At 66.0% G+C, this 20,029-nt stretch carries 14 protein-coding genes; 5 read left to right on the forward strand and 9 right to left on the reverse strand.

All coding sequences use genetic code 11. The annotated features are described in order from the left end of the window. The first annotated feature begins 91 nt into the window (after window positions 1–91). A complete protein-coding gene (locus ACZYYX_RS10655; protein ID WP_463814359.1) occupies window positions 92–2,263 on the forward strand; it encodes an AAA family ATPase in 2,172 nt (723 codons plus the stop codon). Window positions 2,264–2,470: 207 nt separating this feature from the next. Here the strand turns inward: ACZYYX_RS10655 and ACZYYX_RS10660 are convergent, their stop codons facing one another. From ACZYYX_RS10660 to ACZYYX_RS10670, 3 genes are read right to left on the reverse strand one after another with little or no spacing between them, the layout of a single operon-like run. Next, the gene (locus ACZYYX_RS10660) at window positions 2,471–3,481 is read right to left on the reverse strand and encodes a hypothetical protein (protein WP_463814360.1); all 1,011 of its coding nucleotides are present in this window, start codon (window positions 3,479–3,481) and stop codon (window positions 2,471–2,473) included. Window positions 3,482–3,484: 3 nt separating this feature from the next. Then, window positions 3,485–4,813 carry a Dyp-type peroxidase gene (locus tag ACZYYX_RS10665; protein WP_463814361.1) on the reverse strand — a complete coding sequence of 443 codons (1,329 nt, stop codon included), beginning with the start codon at window positions 4,811–4,813 and terminating at the stop codon, window positions 3,485–3,487. Continuing rightward, a complete protein-coding gene (locus ACZYYX_RS10670) occupies window positions 4,810–5,370 on the reverse strand; it encodes a hypothetical protein (protein ID WP_463814362.1) in 561 nt (186 codons plus the stop codon). The genes ACZYYX_RS10665 and ACZYYX_RS10670 overlap by 4 nt, the downstream gene beginning before the upstream one ends. A 256-nt stretch (window positions 5,371–5,626) precedes the next feature. Between ACZYYX_RS10670 and ACZYYX_RS10675 the strand changes: the two genes are divergently transcribed. Both ACZYYX_RS10675 and ACZYYX_RS10680 read left to right on the forward strand, forming a co-directional pair. After that, window positions 5,627–5,971, forward strand: coding sequence for a hypothetical protein (locus tag ACZYYX_RS10675; RefSeq protein ID WP_463814363.1), 345 nt, complete (start codon window positions 5,627–5,629; stop codon window positions 5,969–5,971). Between the two features lie 351 nt (window positions 5,972–6,322). After that, window positions 6,323–6,679, forward strand: a complete 357-nt coding sequence (locus tag ACZYYX_RS10680; RefSeq protein WP_463814872.1) for a heme-binding protein — start codon at window positions 6,323–6,325, stop codon at window positions 6,677–6,679. Window positions 6,680–6,868: 189 nt separating this feature from the next. On the opposite strand, the gene ACZYYX_RS10685 is transcribed toward ACZYYX_RS10680, so the two are convergent. Further along, window positions 6,869–7,660, reverse strand: a complete 792-nt coding sequence (locus ACZYYX_RS10685; RefSeq protein WP_463814364.1) for a bestrophin-like domain — start codon at window positions 7,658–7,660, stop codon at window positions 6,869–6,871. 170 nt (window positions 7,661–7,830) lie between these two features. On the opposite strand from ACZYYX_RS10685, the gene ACZYYX_RS10690 reads away from it, so the two are divergent. Together ACZYYX_RS10690 and ACZYYX_RS10695 are read left to right on the forward strand one after the other, a co-directional pair. Beyond that, a complete protein-coding gene (locus ACZYYX_RS10690; RefSeq protein ID WP_463814365.1) occupies window positions 7,831–8,295 on the forward strand; it encodes a hypothetical protein in 465 nt (154 codons plus the stop codon). Between the two features lie 177 nt (window positions 8,296–8,472). After that, complete coding sequence (locus ACZYYX_RS10695; protein ID WP_463814366.1) at window positions 8,473–9,540, forward strand: hypothetical protein; 1,068 nt, start codon at window positions 8,473–8,475, stop codon at window positions 9,538–9,540. A 36-nt stretch (window positions 9,541–9,576) separates the two neighbouring features. Here ACZYYX_RS10695 and ACZYYX_RS10700 read toward each other — a convergent pair whose 3' ends face one another. The 5 genes from ACZYYX_RS10700 to ACZYYX_RS10720 are packed head-to-tail and all read right to left on the reverse strand — an operon-like array spanning window position 9,577 to window position 19,909. After that, window positions 9,577–10,920, reverse strand: a complete 1,344-nt coding sequence (locus ACZYYX_RS10700) for a cation:proton antiporter (RefSeq protein WP_463814367.1) — start codon at window positions 10,918–10,920, stop codon at window positions 9,577–9,579. Between the two features lies 1 nt (window position 10,921). Continuing rightward, window positions 10,922–11,770, reverse strand: a complete 849-nt coding sequence (locus ACZYYX_RS10705) for an ABC transporter permease (RefSeq protein WP_463814368.1) — start codon at window positions 11,768–11,770, stop codon at window positions 10,922–10,924. Then, complete coding sequence (locus ACZYYX_RS10710) at window positions 11,770–12,621, reverse strand: ABC transporter ATP-binding protein (protein ID WP_463814369.1); 852 nt, start codon at window positions 12,619–12,621, stop codon at window positions 11,770–11,772. The genes ACZYYX_RS10705 and ACZYYX_RS10710 overlap by 1 nt, the downstream gene beginning before the upstream one ends. Next, a complete protein-coding gene (locus tag ACZYYX_RS10715; protein WP_463814370.1) occupies window positions 12,621–18,152 on the reverse strand; it encodes a type I polyketide synthase in 5,532 nt (1,843 codons plus the stop codon). Before ACZYYX_RS10715 ends, ACZYYX_RS10710 begins: the two co-directional genes overlap by 1 nt. Further along, window positions 18,149–19,909 (reverse strand): NAD(P)/FAD-dependent oxidoreductase, encoded by a 1,761-nt coding sequence (locus tag ACZYYX_RS10720; protein ID WP_463814371.1) that lies wholly within the window; start codon window positions 19,907–19,909, stop codon window positions 18,149–18,151. Before ACZYYX_RS10720 ends, ACZYYX_RS10715 begins: the two co-directional genes overlap by 4 nt. Window positions 19,910–20,029: the final 120 nt, after the last annotated feature.

Consider the following 20,029-nt stretch of genomic DNA (forward strand, 5'->3'; position numbering starts at 1 on the left):
ACAACCTCGGATGGTTGACGGCAAACAGGTCCATCAGTGCTGGTGAGAGGCTTACGATGCGGGAGTGGTTGCAGGGGACTGGCGAGCTTTCGTGCCGGTAGCAACGATCGGCCGGCCGCGCATCGCCGCGAGTGTGGTGCCCCGTGCCGCCGTGGTGGACTTGTTGTCGGGCGCCCCCGACGCGCGAATGGTCACGGTGACGGCTCCGGCCGGCTATGGCAAGACGACGGTCATGGCGCTGTGGGACGCGGTCGATGCCCGCCCGTTCGCGTGGGCTCGACTCGACCATCTCGACAATGATCCCGCCCACCTTTTGCTTCACCTGGCCACCGCCGTCGCCGCGGTGTGTCGCCTCGACGGCGCCGTGCTCGACTATCTGCGTGGACCTGGTCGTGATCCGCTCGCACAGTTGCTGCCCGCCCTCGTCGGGGCGCTCGAGGTGGTGGGACCTCTCGTCGTGGTGCTCGACGACGCCCATCAGCTCGAGGACCCGCAGGCGCTCGCCGCGCTCCGGGCACTGATCGACACGGCTCCGCCCTCGACCGTCCTCGCAGCGGTCGGTCGTGGACCACGTCCCGTCGAGCTGGGGCGTCGCCGCCTGGTGGACGGTGTGGTGGAGGTGGATGCTCGAACCTTGCGGATGACCGACGAAGAAGCAGCCAACGCGATCGCCTCGGTCGGCTTGGCGTGCGATCGAGCGATGGTTTCGATGATCACTCGGCACTGCGAGGGCTGGGCGGCGGGGATCGTGTTGACCAGCATGGCCCTGCGCGACGGTGTCTCGGTCGACGTGATGGCGGGTAGGAACGGACTGGTCGGCCAGTACCTCGTCGAAGAGCTGCTGGACCGCCTCGACAGGGTGAAAGCCGACTTCGTCGTCGAATCGTCGGTGCTGGACCGCTTCTGCGCAGCGCAACTCGATGCTGTGCTCGATCGCACGGATTCGGCGATCCTGCTCGACGAGTTGGTCGCGTCCTCCAATGGGTTCCTGGTAGCTCTCGATCGCCACTGCCGGTGGTACCGCTACCACCGCATGGTCGCCGACGTGCTGCGTGATCGCCTGCGCTCACGGTCTCCGGATCGCTTCCGACTGTTGGCTTCTCGCGCGTCGGAGCTACTCGAGCGGGACGGTGACATCGACGGTGCGCTGCTGCATGCGGTGGCCGCAGAGGACAGGGACCGGGCCGCGACCCTGGTGGGTCGAGACGCCGTCCGTCTCGGTTTCGACGGTCGTGCAGGAGTTCTCGCCCGCCGGCTGGCGATGCTCGACCCCGCCACGTTCGCCGAGTATCCCGACGCTGCGCTCGCTCGGGTGTGGCTGGGGGTGACTACTGGCGATGCCGAGATGATCGGGCGCTCCCTGCTCGGCGCCCAGGCGTCCGACCGCGGCACGCCGTTGTCGGACGGTACGCCGTCGGTCAAAGTCGCTGTCGCATTGGTCGGTTCGTTGTTGGGTGTCGGCGGGGTCCGCGACGTGATTCGGCACGCGGACATCGTGCGCGATGCGGGAGACCAGCTTGTCAACCCATGGTGGGGCGCCGCGACGGTCATGATGGGGGCAGCCGAGTCGATGCTCGGCCATGTTGCGCGAGCCCGGCTGTTACTCGAAGCCGCGCTTCCTGCTACAGGAAACGTTCCGGGATTTCAGGCAGCCGCCCTGGCCCACCTTGCGCTCCTGGATCTGACCGCCGGCGATGACGACACGGCCATCGCGCGCAGTGAAGCCGCACGACTGCTGGCCGACAGATACGACCTGTGCGATGTGGTTCCGATGGTGGTCGTCTACGCGACGAGTGCAGTGATGTCCGCCCGGGTTGGTGACGAGGCGGCAGCGCGGGGCTCGGTGGCGATCACCGAGAAGTTGCTCGACCGTCTCGGGGACATGGCCGCGCGCACAGCTCTGCTCGGGCACGGTCTGCTGGCGTGGACGGCGGCGGTGGTGCAGGACACCGCGATGCTCACCCGCCACCTCAGTGCGGCCGACCATGTCGCGCGCCGTGAGCCCGAAGCCATCGCGCTCTTGCAGAGAGTCGATCGAGTGCGTGCGATGGCTGGTGGTGGACACCGCCCCCTGACGGCCGCGGAGTTGCGGTTGTTGCCCTATCTGTCAACACATCTCACGCTGCAGCAGATTGCCGACACACTGGTGGTCGGGCGAGAAACCGCCAAGTCGCAGGCGACGGCGATCTACCGCAAACTGGGTGTGTCGTCGCGTGCGGATGCCGTCACCGAATCCAAAAAGCTCGGACTGCTCGCCTATTAGCAGCCCTTTGACCAGCTCCAAGCGGTCAGTCGCCACCTGTTGTCGAACGTGCGCAGGGCGACGGTAAACGTCGCACCCTCCTGGACATGTGGCCGGCCATGCAGGATGAACGCCCTTGGGGCGTCCTGCTGACATCGCCACGCGATCAGCGTGATTCACGGCATCGATGTAGCGGCGCACTGTCGTCATCGGGTCGTTTGTCGTAGTTCAGGGCATCGTCACCAAGTTGCGCCACAGCGCCCGCAGACTGTCGGTGCCGCCGAACAGGGTGGTGAAATGAGTGGAGTCGATCAGCACGATGTCCCCGGCTCGCTCGCCCGCGGGCGGCATCCAGATCACACAGTTGAATTCGGTATTGCCGGCGGCGGTGAAGGGATGCGGCCGATACGGATCGACACGTTGGCGCGCCAGCACACGGAGCCCTGCGCTCTCGGGTTCGGTCAGTTCGTAATGCGGCAGATGCTGGTGGAAACTCAGCGAGGGCGCCCCGTTCAGCAGCCCACGCTCGTCGACATCGGGAAATGCTGTCAGAGGTGCGATCTCACGGGTGCCGTCGAGGACCGCGGGTCGCAAACCCCAGGTATTGTGCACCGGCACGTCGAGGCCTCGCATCAGCGATCTCGTGTACTGACTGAAACGTTGCTGCCGCGGGACGAGCCGATCACCGTGATGCTCGTACTCCATCTGGCGTTGTGCGAGGTCGTCAGTGAAGCCGACGTCGTGATGCGGCGCGAGCAGCAGTGTCGTCCCCTCACGGCGGAGCCACGACCGAAGGGACTGCACCTCGGCGTCGGAGGCCTCCAGACCCGAGGTCAGATGGTCGAGTCCGAACACCATGAGGGTGTCCGTGTCCGCCAGGATTCGCTCGTCGATCGGTTGTGCGTACCCGGCCTGGTCCACCCGCTGGAACACCGCAGCCGGATGGCCGGTGACCTCGAATGTGAGATCTTGGAACGTCAGCGTGGACCGATGAAACAACTCGAGGGTGCCTGCGATGCCCTGGAGGAAGTTCGCGGCCTCGAACTCCGGGCGCTCGTAGGCGGGGTAGACGACGTTGCGGACCTCGGTCATCGTGGAGAAGCGATTGGACATCGCCGCGGGATCCCGCTGCGTTTCCCACGGATAACTCCATGTCCAGTAGATGCTGACGCGCCGCCGTCCGTCGGCTGACCGGCGCACGTGGTCCTGGTTGTAGGTCCGAGCGGCCCGTGCGGGCATGGTTCACGCAGCCGTTCCGAGGTCGGCCAGGTAGCGCAGTGCGCGCAGGCCCGGCAGGAAGAAGTAGGCACCCCCGCGCAGAGTCGTGAACGCAGGGATGCCCTTGTGAACCTTCCGGATCGGACGCTTCGGCACGGTGAAGTCCAAGGTGCCGTCCTGAGTTCCGCAGATCGGGTCGTGCTCGTTGCCCAGTTCGTGGAAGGTCTTGTCGTTGATCCACACGTTCTGCGCGAACTCGAACTGGCGGACAAGGCTGGCGCAGATGATGAACGCGGCGATTCCGCGGTCGACACCGTCCTCGGGCGCACCGTCCGGCAATGCCGGACCGTAGGTGGCGCCGCGGCGGATCATCCTGCGGCGATTCATGTTCGGCGCTGTGTCGCGGGGGTTGAGCCGTCGGGCGTGGGAGCCCAGGGGGCACGCGTATCCGAACGGGTCCATGTCCTTGTACGTGAAGTCGTTGTTGCGCTTAGGGTCGGCCCCGAGCTCGGGATCATCGGCGGTCGGGGCGAGAACCAGCGGTGCACCACTGCGCCAGCGGCCCATGAATTTTGCTGCCAGCAGCTCCTGCTCCTCGGGGCTACCGGCATTGTCGGCGAGGAACGTGCGGAATGCGCCGACGTGCTCTTGGAGCTGGCGGTAGGCCATGAAACTTCCGTTGCGCGAGAGGATGTCCGGTGTCGGCAGGTTCAACGCCGGACCGAACTCGTCGGGGTATCCCAGGATGAACTCGCCGGCTTCGAGGGCGGCTCCCGATCCGGGCGTGGGTTCTTCACCGGATCCCTTGATGGCAGGTTGCGAGAGGCGGTCGCGGAAACCAAAATGGTCGTGGGCGTAGTTGAAGGGAGGGTGGGCGTTCAGGTCGAGGTGTGACAGGCTGCGCACGCCGGGACACCGTGCGAGAAACGCGTCGTGTTCACCGATGCAGCGCCTGTGTTCGTCGTCGTCGCGCGCGAAGAGAATCGCGATGGCGTGCAGATCGTCGCCGGCCAGCCCGCCGATCCAGCGTTCGGGTGCGTTGGCACCCGTATCGCCGAGTATGTCGGCTCGGGCAGCCATCCCTTCCCGGAACTCGTCGGGGAAGGTAGCCAGCGATTCGGGAGGAACTCCCAACGTGCGCAGGCCGTTCCAGGTGAAGGCCAGCGTGATCCAGCGGCGGGAACGGTCCATCGTGTCCGTGACGTCAGCCGCCGACTGTGCGCGTTGGGCCATCTCGGCGAGCCAGGTCCGGCCGCCCTGGGGAGTGTCGAACGTCAGGAACTCGTATCGTCCCGTCATCGCCGGCGTGCGGGTGAGCAGGATGTGCTGGATGTCGTCGAGTTCGAGGGTCACTGCATCTGATCGAGCATGTCGGAGAACGACGCCTTGAGCCGCAGGGCCTTCTTGATCTCATCCGCCGTCGCATAGGGGTACTCGCCGTATTCCAGGAAGCTGGGACACTGGTGGGCGCGGACGAACTCGATGAACGCCTCCGGATTGCTCTTCCAATCCTCGGGAAAACCCTCGAGATTCGTGAAGACGGTGGTGATACCCGTTTCACTGAACAGTCGAACGGCGTCCTCGGTGTACTTGTCGAAGTCGGTGTCGAAGATTCCCTGATACTGGAAATGGAGACCGGAGCCAACGTCGAAAAGCACCCATCGCAGGTAGTGCAGCTTCAGCGGCGCCAGCACGTCCGGGCTCCCTTTGACCGCTTCTTCGATTTGCTTGCCGTAGGCGCGCACGACCGCTTCTCGGCCCTCCTTGACCTTGGCGATGATCGAGAAGCCGTAACAGGCCGGCGTCCGCGGATAGGTGGGCCCGTAGCGGCCTCGTTGGAGTTCGAAGTAGCCCTCCGGCGGAATCGCCATCGCCGCGGGGTTCTGCCAGACGTCGTCGCGAAAAGTCATCGTCTCAAGCCTTTCTCGACCAGCCAGGCCCTGCGCAGGCCCGGGGTCGGCGACTCCGACGCAAGGGTGTCGATTCCCGTCGACCCCGGGCACCTAGCAGATTACCTCGGCGGCAGGCGTTTGTTGACGAGATCGCGACGTCGGGATCGCTTTCACCCATTGTGGGGGATGCCCCGAGCTGACGACCGCTCGTAATGTAGACGCATCAGGATCCTGTCGCCACTCGATCATGCGCTCACGAGAAAGTGGGGCAGCGATGACAATCGTCAAAGTGATTGCCACGTCGGCTATCTTGACCACCTCGCTAGCTGCCGTACCACTGGGCACCGCACCCATGGCTGCCGCCGGGTGTGTGAAAAGCAGCGGTATCACCGTCTGCGATCAGAACGACGCATCGAACAAGGGGCCTGTAGTGCCCTACCCGTGTGATCTGGACTGGTATTGCTACGACGGCTCCGATTGGGATCTCGGCTTGGACGTCTCCGTTCCGCCGCCGCCTCGGCCCAGCAACGACCTTCCGCGCCCCGATCGCGGCCGGCCGGGCACGCCGGGCAACAGGCCTGGCGGCGGTGGTGGTGGCGGCGGGGGTGGCCGACGGTGAAGCGGACATTGAGCCTTTGCGCGGCTGGCGTCTTTGTTGTCGCGCTCGTGGAGGCAGCCCCACCCGCGGCAGCTGACTGTGTCAGTTCGGGCGGAACCACCATCTGTTCGCAGGGCGACGTGCGGGGTGCCAACAACGGTGCCGGTCCCGGAACGGGATCGGGTCCGTACGTCCCGTACCCGTGTGAATATGACTGGTACTGCAACGACGGTGTCACGTGGGACATCAACCTGGACCTCGACCCCGGTATCGGTATCGGGGCGCCGGGGCGGCCGGGAAACCGACCGGGCGGTGGAGGCGGCCGGGGCGGCGGTGGCGGACGCGGCGGACGACGATGACAGAACCCGAGTAATGGAGGAGAAGACAGTGGCCAATTCACTCAGCATCGCGCGGCGGGTGCTTGCGGGGGCGCTCGGTGCAGGCGCCGTCCTGGTGTGCGCGGCGACGCCGGCGCAAGCTCAACCGAATTGCACCGCAGCCGATCTCGCCGGCATCATGTCGGGCGTGACGGCCGCGACGTCTGCTTATCTCTTCACCCACCCGCCGGTCAACGACTTCTTCACCTCGCTCAAGGACGTACCGAAGGAGGATCGGCAGGCGGCCCTGGCCGATTACGCCGCGGCCAATCCACAGGTGCAGGCCGAACTCCAGGGGATCCGGCAACCGGCGGTTGATTTCCGCAACAGGTGCGGAGGGGACGCGTCGTAGGGAGGTGGATCGACAATGGCCGTCATCGGAGTGTCGAACCGGCGCGGGGTAGCCGCACTGTCGGTCGCCGCCGCATCCGGTGGGGTGTTGGCAGGCGCCAATCTGTGGGCAGCGCCGTCAGCTGAGGCGACATGCCTGTCCGCCTTCGGCATAGGCAACAGTGCGGAGAGGTAACTGTCGCCCGACGGCTTATGTTCCACGATCAATCGAATCAAAGACGCTCAGCGATTGTTCGAACGGTGCAGACGTGACGCCCAATTCGTTTCCGAACGGGTGGTCCAGCCAGAAGACGATGAAGAGCAGCAAGCCCAGCAGGATAGCGACGGCCCCCAGGAGAAATAGATGGGCACGAGTGCTCCCGACTCGCATGAAACCGCCAATTCCCAACAGCACGACACCTCCGAAGAGTAGCCCGGTCCACAGTAACCCGGGAATTCGTGGAGTGGCATCGAGAATTCGCTGATTGCGTTGCGAAGCAAGAGTTGTGAGTTGGTCGAGGAACTTCTGGGTGATGGGATTATCTGCGACACTGGACTTCTGGTTGCCGAGCACCGTGTACATCTCGTTGAGTGCATCGCGCGCAGTCTCGGTTCCGGTGCCCGCTCTGAGGGCGTTCTCCCATTCAGGACCTTCGACAGCGTGGGCATACTTGCGGAGGAGTATTCGCATCTGCCCCTGCTCCGGCATCGGCATGCCGACCGTCTGCCGGTACATGGTCACTATCGTGGACGCTTCGTTGGAAACGTTGGTTTCTGCGGATGAGAACTGCTCCCACGCAACGACGATCGTGAAGCCCAGCAGGGCGCCGTAGACCAAACTGACACACGTCAGGAAGGATGAGAGCGCCGAATTATGCCCGTTAGCAACGGTTCTGGGAAGAATGCGATGAGCCAGCAGGACGGCGCCGCCCGCGATCAGGACCGAGGCGAGCAGTGAACCCGCCAGCAGTATCCACAGGCCCGCGATGCCGAATCCACCCATGACAACCCCCTTGAAGTCACTGTCATTCAGTGCCCGTCTCGCTGTGGCGGCACCTGGTCTTTGTCGGCGCGGAACGAATACCCGTTCGCGATCAAGCATATTGAGTTGCAGGATTCTTTTTTGAGTGCATCGGTGGATCCGGTCGAAGTTGGTAGGGGTGACACGTGGACGTGGCGAGCTGGAGCCTGGGGTTGTCACTCATCGTGACGACGATTGCGATTCACACGACGGCGGTCGTCGTCATGGCACTCAAACTCGAAAGACGAGTGACCGAGGAGCTCTCGGGGGCAGTGTCGCCGGTTCGGCGACGGGTGATTCCCGTTGTGATCTTCCGGATCGGGACGATCGCTGTGCTTCTGGCTGCCCTGCACGGAGTCGAGGGTGTCATGTGGGCCGCTGCCTATCGGTGGCTCGGCATCTTCGATTCTTTTGCCGACGCGTCCGCATATTCGCTGGCAGCGATGACGACGTCGGAGACATCAGCTGTGCCGCTGGCGTCGCGTTGGCAGATGCTCAGTGCGCTCGAAGCCGTGAACGGTGGCCTGTTGTTCGGGATCAGCACCGCGTTCCTTTTCGCAGTCATCCAGGTCCATTGGCGGATGCTCATCCACCGGGAGGCATCCCCGGCTCGCTGAGCGATACTCTCGCTGGTTGCGGATGCCTGACAGCTCCTGCGCGGAACGACTTCGGATACCCGGCTACGCCTGATGATCGTTGATTGACGGCGCGAATCGCCCTCGCAGATCCCGTCGCGGAATTAGACTGTGCTCCTGCGCCAGCGCAGTTCCGGCTCCTTGGTCAAGGGGGTTCGAATGAAGACCAACAACATGATTCCCTCCCGGGCGCTGGTGGTCGGTGCCGTGAAGACATTGACAGCGGTCGGCGCAGCGGTTGCCATCGCCGGTACGTCCACGATCACCTCGCCGCCGGCCGCATCCTCGCGGTCGGTGTCCCCGCCCAGCCTCCGCGCCGCGTACGTCCCTCTGGCGGAACGGCTTCAACTCGACGAGATCATGTTCCGGCCGGCCGTCCCCGCTCCGAACTCCGGGTACGGGCTCGGCGCCCCGGCGGCGAGCCGATCGGCGCCGTCGCCCCCGTCGCCCGCACCGCCCCCACCGGTGGTGTCTGCCTTCGGGTTCGAAGACGCCATCATCAACACCTACCATGCCATCGAGCCATGGGTCCGTTACGGCTTCGAGCTGGGGACCTACGTTGTCGGCTGGGTGCCCTGGGTCGGTTGGCTCGCGCCGCAGATCATGATCTTCTACAACTTCGGCGAGCGCATCGTCGAAAGTCTCGTGGTCAATTCGGCCAACTGGCTGTGGGGGCCGCTGCCCTTCGGCGAGGGCCTCAGGAACGTGGCGCGCGACAGCTGGGACGCCCTCGTTCAACTGGGCAGGGATGAGTGGAACTTCTGGCTCCCGCCGCTTCCGCCGCTGCCGCTGGTCGACGAAACCGCTGCCGTCGGCGCAGGTGAGGAGTCGTCACCGTCGCCAGCCCGGCGGCCGCAGCCGGTGCGGAACGTTATCAAAACGCTTGTCAATTCCCTTCAGGTCGCCAGATCGGAGACCCCAACCAGGGTGCCGCGGCCACGATGGATCGACCGCACCGTCGAGCACGTCACCGACGCCGAACCAGCATCACCCGGAGACGACGTGAGTTCAGCTGACGACATCCGCTCGGTCAGCCCGGCGCCGGAATCGACTGTCGCTGAGGAGAATTCCTCCCGGCGTGATCGCGGTGTTTCGCAGGAGAGCAAGCGAGAAGGCATGACAGAGACGCGAATACCACGTCTGCACAGCCTCCGGGGGACGGACCGTCGCGGGCACCTCTCCCGACACGAAGCCCACGACTCGACGGTCTCTGCAACGAAAGACTGACGGGTCCATCGGCTGATGCTGACGGAACGTCACCGCTCAGGACGGCGACGTGGCTTCCTCGAGCGGTTGCACTCCGCTCGGCCCGAAACGGGCGCCGGTGCGTTCCAACCGCCGCGCGAACAGCCGCTGCAGTGGTGTCGCGACGAACGTCGTGATGATCGTCATCACTGCGAGGATCGTGTACAGCTTGCCCGAGATCAGCCCGGCTTCAAGGCCGATGTTGAGCAGGATGAGCTCCATCAGACCTCGGGCGTTGGCCAGTGCCCCCATCGAGCCGGCCTCGTACCAGCTCATGCCCTGCCACCGTGCGGCCAGCCCGATGGCCCCGAACTTCGCGGCGAACGAGACGACCAGTACGACGGCCGCCATCACCAGCGTGGAGCTGTCCAGGATCAGGCTGAGCTGAGTGTTCAGGCCCGAGTAGATGAAGAACGCGGGCAGCAGCAGGTAGGCGGTCAGCGGTTCGAAGCGTTCCCGGATCGTGTCGAGCAGCTCGCCGCGGGGCATCATCAGCCCGGCGACGAAAGCGCCGAACACCGAATAGATTCCGACCATATCGGTGAACCAGCTCGCGGTCAGCAGCACGAGCAGCACGATGGAGAGCTTCGCGATCGGCAGGCCGCCGGTGTGTTCGGAGTCGCGGCGCGGCGTCCACGTCTCGAGGCGTGCGAGCAAGGGACGCCCGAGGTAGATCATGAACAGCAAGTAGAACGCACCGCCGCCGACGGCGATGACGGCACCGAGCACGCTGCCTTTGGCGGTGGCCACCACCGTCGCCAGCAGAACCCATGAGCAGGCGTCGTCCACGGCGGCGCAGGACAGCGACATGGTGCCCAGCCGTGTGTTGAGCAACCCGGAGTCGTAGACGATCCACGCCAGCATCGGGAACGCGGTGATGGCGACGGCCGCGGCGACGAACAGCCCGCCCTGCCAGTGCTCGACCTTGTCGGTGAAGTAGCCGCCGGAGTCGACCATCCACCACCCCACGAGGCCGCCGAGGACCAGGGGGACACCGATCCCGGCAGCCGACGTGGCGCCCGCCTGCCGGCTGTGGGTGCCGAGAATGCCGAGGTTGAACGACGACCCGACCAGGAACATGTACAGCACAAGCCCGAGCTGGCCGACGACGTAGATCGCGATCAGATTGGGGTGCGTGATGGTTTCTGCACCGATGGTCAGTTTTGTCGGGAACAGCCAGTGCTGTGCCTGCGGCCAGATCGCGCCCAGGACCGACGGGCCGAGCACGAACCCGGCGACCATGATCGCGACCACCTGCACCTGGCCCAGACGGCGAAACAGCGGCCACAGCAGCCGATAGGTCGCCAGGATCACGACGATCTGCAGGAAGAACTGGTAGGTGATGGTCAGCAGCGGCGGCATGTCAGCGCTTCTCCGTCCAGCGGAACACCTTCAGGCAGGCCAGGAGTCCGATGACGGTCCAGGCCGCGAGCACCAAGAAAATGCGCTCGTGCTCCCAGCTACCTGCCGGTTCGAACGCTTCCATCTCCGGCGGTAGGAGGACCGATCGGAATCCCTGCGCCATCCACTTGACCGGGAAGAGCGAGCCGATCACGAGCATCCACCCGGGTAGCACCATCACCGGGACGTAGGTGCCCGAGATGAACTGCAGACTGACGGCGGGACCGTTGGTCAGCACAGCGGCCGAGACGGCGTTGTTGGCGAGGTTGCTGATCAGAATGCCCAGCAGCGAGCAGCTCGTGATCCCCAGCGCGAACACCCACGCCAGGGTGAACCATTCGCCGACCCCCGACGGCAGGCGTAGCCCGAAGGCGAACAGCCCGACCACCAGCAGGAGGACGGCTTCGGCGATGCTCGCGATCGCGACGAGCGCGATCTTGCCGACGAAGTAGGACGTCGCGGTCGCGGGGGTGCCGCGCAGGCGGCGCAGCGCCCCGGTTTCCCGGTCGGCGGCGACGCTGATACCGAGGTTGATGAACGAGGTGGACAGAATTCCGTAGGCCAACATGCTGGCGGCGATCACCGCGCTCGTCGATGTGCCAGTGCCCGCGATCTTCTCGGAGAAGATCGACCCCAGCAGCAGGCAGATGATCGCGGGCATCGAGAAGGTCAGCACCAGCTGTTCGGGGCGGCGATAGAACATCTTCAGTTCCGGGATCACCCGGGACATCCCGATGCGCAGCGGCGACGGCAGTGCCGCGGTGGATCGCGAGCTGTGTCGCGCTCTCGACGACTGGGACGACGCTGTCATCACGTCGACTCGATCAATTGCAGATAGGCGTCTTCCAAACCGGGCCGCGTGACCGTCAGCGCGGTCAGTTCACCGCCGGCGGCGGCCTGCTGCCTGATGAATTCGGTGGGCCGATCAGTGTGCACGATGCGTTCCTCACCGCGGTCGATCCATCGCACGGTTGCGGTCGCATGCGCCGCCGCGGTCAGCCGATGCGGAGTGTCCACGGCCACCAGGCGTCCGCCGGCGATGACGGCGACCCGGTCGGCGAGTGCGGCGGCCTCCTCGAGGTAGTGCGTGGTGAGCACGATCGTGGTGCCGTCGGCGGCGAGAAGTCTGATCAGATCCCAGAATTGGCGACGCGCCTCGGGATCGAAGCCCGTGGTCGGCTCGTCCATGAACAGCAACTCCGGGCTCGCGATGATGCCAAGTGCCACGTCGAGTCGGCGCCGTTGGCCTCCCGAGAGTGTCCGTACCCGCGCGTCCTGCTTACCGGTCAGGCCGACCAGCTCCAGCACGTCCCCGGGGGCACGGGCGCCGCCGTAGCACTGCCCGAACATTCGCAGGGTCTCCGCCACGGTCAGGGTGCCGAAGTCGCTGGCGTCCTGCAGCACGATGCCTATGCGCGAACGCCAGTCCCGATCGGCGGTCCCGGGGTCTTCGCCCAGCACCCGAACCTCGCCGGCGTCTCGCCTGCGGTGGCCCTCGAGGATCTCGACGGTCGTCGACTTGCCCGCACCGTTGGGTCCGAGAATAGCGACCACCTCGCCGTAGGCGACGTCGAGGTCGAGGTCGCAGACGGCCTGTAACCGACCGTAAGACTTTCGCAGTCCTCGGATGTGGACGGCGGGCGCGAGTTCCGCTGCGGTCATTACGCGTCCGCACTTCCCTCGATGCCGTCTTGAAGGTCGGCCAGCAGCGCGCGCAGCTCGTCATCGGACAGCGTGGCGATGAGGTGATCGAGATCGTCGGCGGCCGGCGCCTCAGAGGACGGGGCGCCCGGTTCGGCGTCCAGGCCCGGATCGACGCCGGGATCGACGCCGGAATCGACACTGTCGGCATGGATCTGCCGGAGTTCGTCGAGGATCCTTGCGGCGAGCGAATTCACGGTGACTCCGCGCAGGATCTCGAGCACCGGGAGGTCGATCGAGAACATCGTGTTGATGCGAACGCGGAACTCCATCGCCATCATCGAGTCCAACCCGAGATCGTCGAGCATGGTGTCGGTCTCGACATCGTCTGTCGCGCAGTCGAACACCGCGGCGACGATGCTGCGCACGTGCTCGGAGACGACGGGGAGCCGGTCAGCGTCGGGCAGTGCGGAAAGCATGTCGATCAGCGACGCCGCCCCTGCGTCGGCGGGGCCGTCGAGGCCGGACTCCAGGTCACGGTAGATGGCAGGCAGGCGTGCGCCGAATCCCTGACGGGCGCGGTTCCAGTCCGCGGTGATCGCGACGACGTGGGCCACCTTCTGCGACACGAGCCGGTCCAGAATCCGAACTCCCGCACGCGGGGTGATCAGCTCGATACCCCTGTTGGCGTAGATCTTCTCGAGCTTGAGCTCCTCGACCATCCCGACCGACCATGGCCCCCAGCCGATGGTCAGTGCGGGTAGTCCTCGGGCCCGTCGGTAGTGGGCGAAGGCGTCGAGGAACGCATTCGCGGCGGCGTAGTTGGCCTGCCCCGGCGAGGCAATCACCGAACCGGCCGATCCGAACATCACGAAGAAGTCGAGATCCTCTTTCTCGAACGCGTTGTGCAGCAATCGTGTTCCGACGACCTTCGGTGCCATGACGGTGGCGAAGTCCTCGTCGGTCATGCTGACCAGGAGGCGGTCGTCGACCGACCCGGCGGCGTGCACGATGCCGCGGATCGGTGGTCCGCCGGCACGCTCATGCTCGTCGCGCCACCGCTCCACACTCTCGGCGTCGGTGATATCGACGGCGACGCAACGTACCTGGGCGCCGAGACGTTCGACGCGTCGGATCGCCTCCACGGTCGCGTGCCGTGCGTCCCCCGGGTCGAGATGCGCCCAGCTGGCGCGCGGTGGGAGCTCGCGCCGGCTGATCAGCGTGATGTGTCGCGCCCCCCGCTCGGCGAGATACAGAGCCACACTGCGCCCGAGAGCGCCCGTGCCGCCGGTGACCACATAGGTCGCGGTGCCGTGGAGCTTCGTGGGGAAGGGCCTGGTCAGTTCGCGACACGGGAGCAGGCGCGGCGCGAGAGTGCGCTCGCCGCGCAGCGCGATCTGGTCCTCGGCGTCCTCGTCGAGCAGATGTGGGTAGAGGCGGGCGGCGACCAGATCGGGATCGTCGGCGTCGTCGATGTCGACGAGGCCGCCCCACATCTCGGGAAACTCCTGGTGTCCGACCACGCGGCCCAGACCCCACACCGTCGCCTGGTCGACGGCCAGATCTTCGGTGCCCAGCGCCGGCTGGGCATTCGCGGTGACGATGTGGACCCGTGGTGGTGCACCGTCGCATCCGGCGAGAGCGTTGACAGCGTGGAGAAGGGCGTGCACACCCAGGCGGTGGTCGGACCCGCTGTAGATGTCGACCGGCCAGAAATCGACGAGCGCACCCAGCCCGCCCTCATCCTGGTGTATCCGCTCGATGAGCTCACGAAGCTGTTCTCCCCGATGCGGATCGACGGCGTACCCCGTGCCCGTCTCGGTCACCGCGGCCACCGCTTGATGGGCTACTTCGACCACACGGTGTCCGTGTTCGGACAGCTCACGGGCCAGAGCCGATCCGAAACCGACGGTGTCGCAGAGGATCACCCAGGTTCCTGGCCGTACTCCGGCGGTCTCGCCCGCCGGTTCGCAATCATCCCACTGGACGCTGTAGAGGCACCGGTCGATCCGTTCGGTCGACATCGCCGATGAGGTGCTCAACGACTGCACCGTGAATCCCTGCAGGACCGCCAACGTCTGCCCGAGGCGATCGACGACGATGAGGTCGCTCTCGATCTCCTCGCGGGTGGCAGCGACCACCCTCACGTGCACCGTCATATCGGGTTCCGGACGCCCGTAGACGGCGCAATGCCGGATGCGGGTGGGCAGATACGTTGCCTGCGTGGCGTTGTCGGCCACCGTCGAGGTTCCGAACAGGCCCTGCAATGCACCGTCGAGCAACGCCGGATGGAACGAGAACGCGTCGATGTCTTCGGCTACGGCGGAGGGGATGCGCAACCGTGCTCGCGCCCAGCCGTCGCCGCCGGTGACGTGGCGAACGGGTCGGAATGCTTCTCCGTAGGCGAATCCGAGTGCGGTGGTGCGAGCGTAGAACTCGTCGGAGTCCAGCGCTGCGACGGAGAGGTCTTCGGCTGCGTGGTCGTGGGCGGGCAGAGGTGGAAGAGTGTTCAGTTCGGCTGTCGCGGTGACGATCCAGCCGAAGTCGCCGTCTCCGATACCGGTGAAGGCGGTGAACTCGATCTTGCCGTTGTCCTCGTTCAGCGTGGTACGCACCAGCGGATCGCAGCTGTCGTCGAGTAGAAGCGCGCGGTGCAGCATCAGATCGTCGACGCTGCAGGCAGTTCCGTAGGTCTCGGTGGCCGCCGCGAGCGCCATCTCGAGATACACGGCGCCGGGCACCACGACGGCGCCCTGGACCTGATGGTCGGCCAGGAACGGCAGCGAGACGACGCTGAGCTCGACCTCCCACGTGGGATGCGCGCCGGTCACCGGTTGGCCGAGCAGCGGGTGCACCGGTGTGTAGTGCAGGTCTTCGGCCGCCTCCTGCGTTTCGTGCCAGAAGCGCTTGGACTGCCACGGATAGGTCGGCAGGCTCACCAGAAGCCCGCCGGGATGGAATGCCTGCCAATCGATGTCGTGGCCGTGGCTGTACAGCGCCGCCACGCCGGCCAGCAGAGTGCGAGCGTCGTCGTCGCCCCGCCGTTGGGTCGCCACCACTGCGACGCTCTGCGATCCGGCGATCTCGAGGATCGACGAAGCCAGCACGGGATGCGGCCCGAGCTCGACGAAGTGCGTGTATCCGTCGTCGAGCATCCGGCGTGCGGCGGCTTCGAAAAGCACGGTGGCACGGGTGTTCTGCCACCAGTAGGCGGCGCCGGCTGCGTACTCGGTGAGCCGTTCGCCGGTGACGGTCGAGTACAGCGGGATTTGGCCCGGCGCCGAGGACAGCCCGTCGAACGCGGTGAACAGATCGTCGCGCACGAGATCCATGTAGTGCGTGTGGTACGGAACCTTGACCGCGAGGTAGCGGTTGAAGACCTCGGCCTCGTCGAGTTGCCGCACGATGTCGGCGAGCACGTCCTCGTCGCCGGCGACGGTCACGGCGAACGGGCTGTTGATCGCGGCGATGGACACCCGGCGCCCGAATTCGGCCACAGCATCGGCATCGAGTGTCGACATCAGCGCGTCAGCGCTCAGACCCACCGCGAGCATGCGCCCCATTCCCGTGGTGCGCTGCTGGAGGCGGCTGCGGTGGTAGATCACAGCGACGGCCTGTTCGAAGGTGAGCAGGCCGGCGAGGTGGTGCGCCGCCACTTCCCCGGCGCTGTGCCCGATCACCGCGTCGGGCACGATGCCGTACTGGGCGAGCTGCTCTGCCAGGGCGATCTGGACCGCGAAGTTGGCCGGCTGGGCGATCTCGGTCTCACTCATCCGCGACTCGGCTTCGTCGCGGCGCAGTTCTTCGAGAAGCGACCAGTCGGTGTAGCGGCCGAGTTCACGGTCGGTGTGCTCGATGCTGGCGGCGAACACCGGATGGGTGTCGAGCAGGCCGCGGCACATCTTCCACCACTGGGGGCCCATCCCGGTGCAGACGAAGGCCAGTTTCGGCGCCTCGGCCCCGGCGCGACCGATCGCCGATTCGCCTCCGGTCTCGGCGAGTTCGACCAGCTGGCCGCGGGCTTCGGCGGCGTCGGCGACAGTCAGCGCGCGGCGATGGCTCAGATGGCTGCGGCGTCGACTCAGGGTGTAGCCGAGGTCGGGCAGGCTGATCTCGGGGTGGTCCTCGAGGTGGTCGGCCAGCTGACGGGCCGCCGCTGCCAACGCTTCCGGGGAGCGTGCCGATACGGGGAGCAGGGTTAGGTGCTCGCCCCTGGCGTGTTGGTCGGACTGCGGTGTGGGGCTCGGGGGTTCGGCGATGACGACGTGGGCGTTGGTGCCGCCGAATCCGAACGAGTTGACGCCGGCGATGCGCCGCTGCCCCGCCGGGAACGACGTCGTGGTACGGGGTATGTCGAGGTGCAGGTCCGCGAGCGGGCTGCTCGGGGTGCTCAGGTGCAGGCTGGCGGGAATCTGGCCGTGCTGCACGGTCATCGCGGCCTTGATGAGTCCCGCGACGCCGGCGCCGGCTTCGAGGTGGCCGATGTTCGTCTTGACCGATCCGATGAGCAGGGGATTCTCGGGCGTCCGGTCGGCGGCGAGTGCGCTTGCCAGAGCGCGGGTTTCGACCGGATCACCGACCGGTGTCCCGGTGCCGTGCGCTTCGACGTAACCGATGTCGGTGGGTGCGACGCCGGCGCGCGTCAGCGCCGTGGTGATCGCGACGCGTTGGGCGTCTTCGCTGGGCACCGTGATGCCGTCGGTGTGACCGTCCTGGGTGACCGCGGTGCCGAGGATCTGGGCGTAGATCCGATCACCGTCGCGCATCGCCTGCTGCAGAGGTTTGAGGACGACGACCGCGCCACCCTCGCCGCGGGCGTAACCGTCGGCCGATGAGTCGAAGGCCTTGCAGCGGCCGTCGCTGCTGAGGAAGCCGCTCTTGGATTCGGCGATCGCCGTGTTGGGGCCCACGATGATGTTGACGCCGCCGGCGAGCGCCAACTGGCAGTCACCGTTCCAGATGCTTTGTGCAGCAAGGTGGACTGCGACCAGTGAGCTCGAGCACGCGGTGTCGACGGCCATGCTCGGACCGCGGAAATCGAACGCGTGGGAGATGCGATTGGCGAGCATCGTCATCATCATCCCGGTGGCCGAATGCGGCTTGAAGCGGAAGCGGCTGGTGCGGCCCTGGTTCTGCAGCAGCTGATAGTCCAGCGTGAAGCCGCCGATGAACACCCCGACATCGGTACCGGCCAGTGTGTCTGCGGGAATCCCGCCGTCCTCCAGTGCTTCCCAGGTGGCGTGCAGCAGCAGTCGCTGCTGTGGGTCGAGGAGGTTCGCCTCGCGAGGGGAGATGCCGAAGAACGCCGCGTCGAACTGGTCGATCTCCTCGAGATAGCCACCCCGGCGCGTCACCATCTTGCCGGCCTTACCGGGCGCAGGATCGTGGAAACGCGGTGCATGCCAGCGAGATTCGGGCACCTCGCGGGTGGCGTCGACTTCGTCGAGCAGTAGTCGCCAGAAATCGCCGGGGGAGGCGACGCCGCCGGGCAACCGGCATCCGATGCCGACGATCGCGAGTGCCTCGCGGTCGTGCTGGTCAGCTGGGGTCATCGGGCGGCCGCGGTGCACAGCACCCATCCCGTGGAGATGGGGTCGATCTCTTGCTGCTCCCGGAAGACGGTGCGCAGTTCACGCAGCAGCCCGTCGCGCTGCCACGCTTGGGCCTGGCTCATGACGTCGTCATCGGAGAATCGAGATGCCTTGTCGGCCATGACGGTGTCGATCACCTGGCCGGCGATCTGGCGGAGCAGCAGAGCGTTGGCGTCGAACTGGTCGCGGACTGCGGTCGAGGTGCCCATCATCGAGTGGTGCAGGGTGGCCATGAAGTTCAGCGGAACGTAGAGGTCGACGAAGCGGGCGGGGGAGGGATCGTGCTCGACGGCGGCCCATTCGCGGAAGAACAACTGCATCCGGTTGCTCAGGTCGATGAGACCCTGCAGATAGGGTACGAGTTCGGGGTCGTCGGCCACCTGGGTGAAACGGTCATTGCTGTACAGGAATCCGATGAAGCCCCAGTAGAACGCGATGTCCCAGATGACCTTGACCGACATCACCGTCGGCGAGCCCATCAGCACGTACTGGTCGCGATAGATGTTGCACCACATGTCGGTCAGGGAGCGGAACAGCGAGTCACCGATCGCCGCGCGGGCGATGACGTCGGATCCATCGAGTTCCCGGGTGATCATGTCGGTGACCAGGCCGTTGCCGATGGCCACGAGATCCAGACCGGAGGAGTAGAGCGGGTCGAGGAAGACGCCCGCGTCGCCGGTGAGGCACCAGCGCGACTGTCCGTCGTAGACCCGCTCCACGGTGTGGCTGTACTGCTTCATGACCCGGAAGTCCTTGATCAGCCCCGCGTGTTCGTCGAGGACCGCGGCGCACTGCGGTTCGTGCTCACGCAGCCACACCAGGGCTTTGTCGAGTGTGTTGAACCCATCGAAGGGGTGAAAGGCCGGGTCGGCCACGATGCCGACGCTGGTTGCACCCGACGCCAGCCGGATCAGCCACACCCAATAGCCTTCGCCCATCAGGTGATTCGTCGAGTACTCGCGGCGCCCTTCGGACAGGCGCGCATGCCAGTCGGGGTCGTCGCTCCACTGCCCGACGTCGATCTCCGTGGCGATGCGCAGCCAGGCGGCGTTGCAGTGGTGGCCGTTGGCTCGTTTGAGGTCGAGTTCGCGCGGCAGCAGCCGGTTGCGTCCGGAGGCGTCGACGACCCACCGGGCGGTCGACTCGGTGACGTCGTCGTCGCGCTGGATGGTGACCCGGTGTGGCGCCGACTCGGCGCCGAGCGCCACCGCACGCACCCGGCCGATCGCGAAGTCGATGCCCGCCCCCACGCAGCGGCGGTGCAACTCGTTCTCCAACCTGCCGCGGTCGATCTGATAGGTGGTCTGCGGAACGAAGGCGCTGCTGCCGACCTCGACCCGGCGGCTGATGTCGGTGTTGCCGTCCTGGCTGAAGAACATCCGCAGACCCATCTTGCGGATCTGGTGGTTCTGAAGGTGATCGGCCAGCCCGAGCCGGTCGCGCAGATAGTGCGCCGAGATCTCGACGGTCGATTCGCCCACGGTGTGGGTGATCTCGGCGACGGGATGCGGAGTGGGTTCGACGACGAGGATGCGGGTTTCGGGGCGCGTGGAATGCAGTTCGAGAGCGAGTGTGAGGGCTGCGACGCCGCCGCCGACGATCACGACGTGATGGTCGCTGGTGTCCTCGTCGCGGGCCGCGAGTCGGGTCTTGATGCGACGCGCGAGGGCTACTCGCGCTGACTCGTCGAGTTGTGACAATTGCGCTCGAACGTCCACACTCGATCCTTTCCTCACGGAGCCCAAACGGGTGTCCAGAGTTCGGAGATTACACGCGGCCGAGGCGCCATCGGGGGCGATGAAAGGACCCGGGGGAGCGGCATCGTGGGGCCGCGGTGC

It is taken from the genome of Mycobacterium sp. IDUB_1, assembly GCF_055419625.1.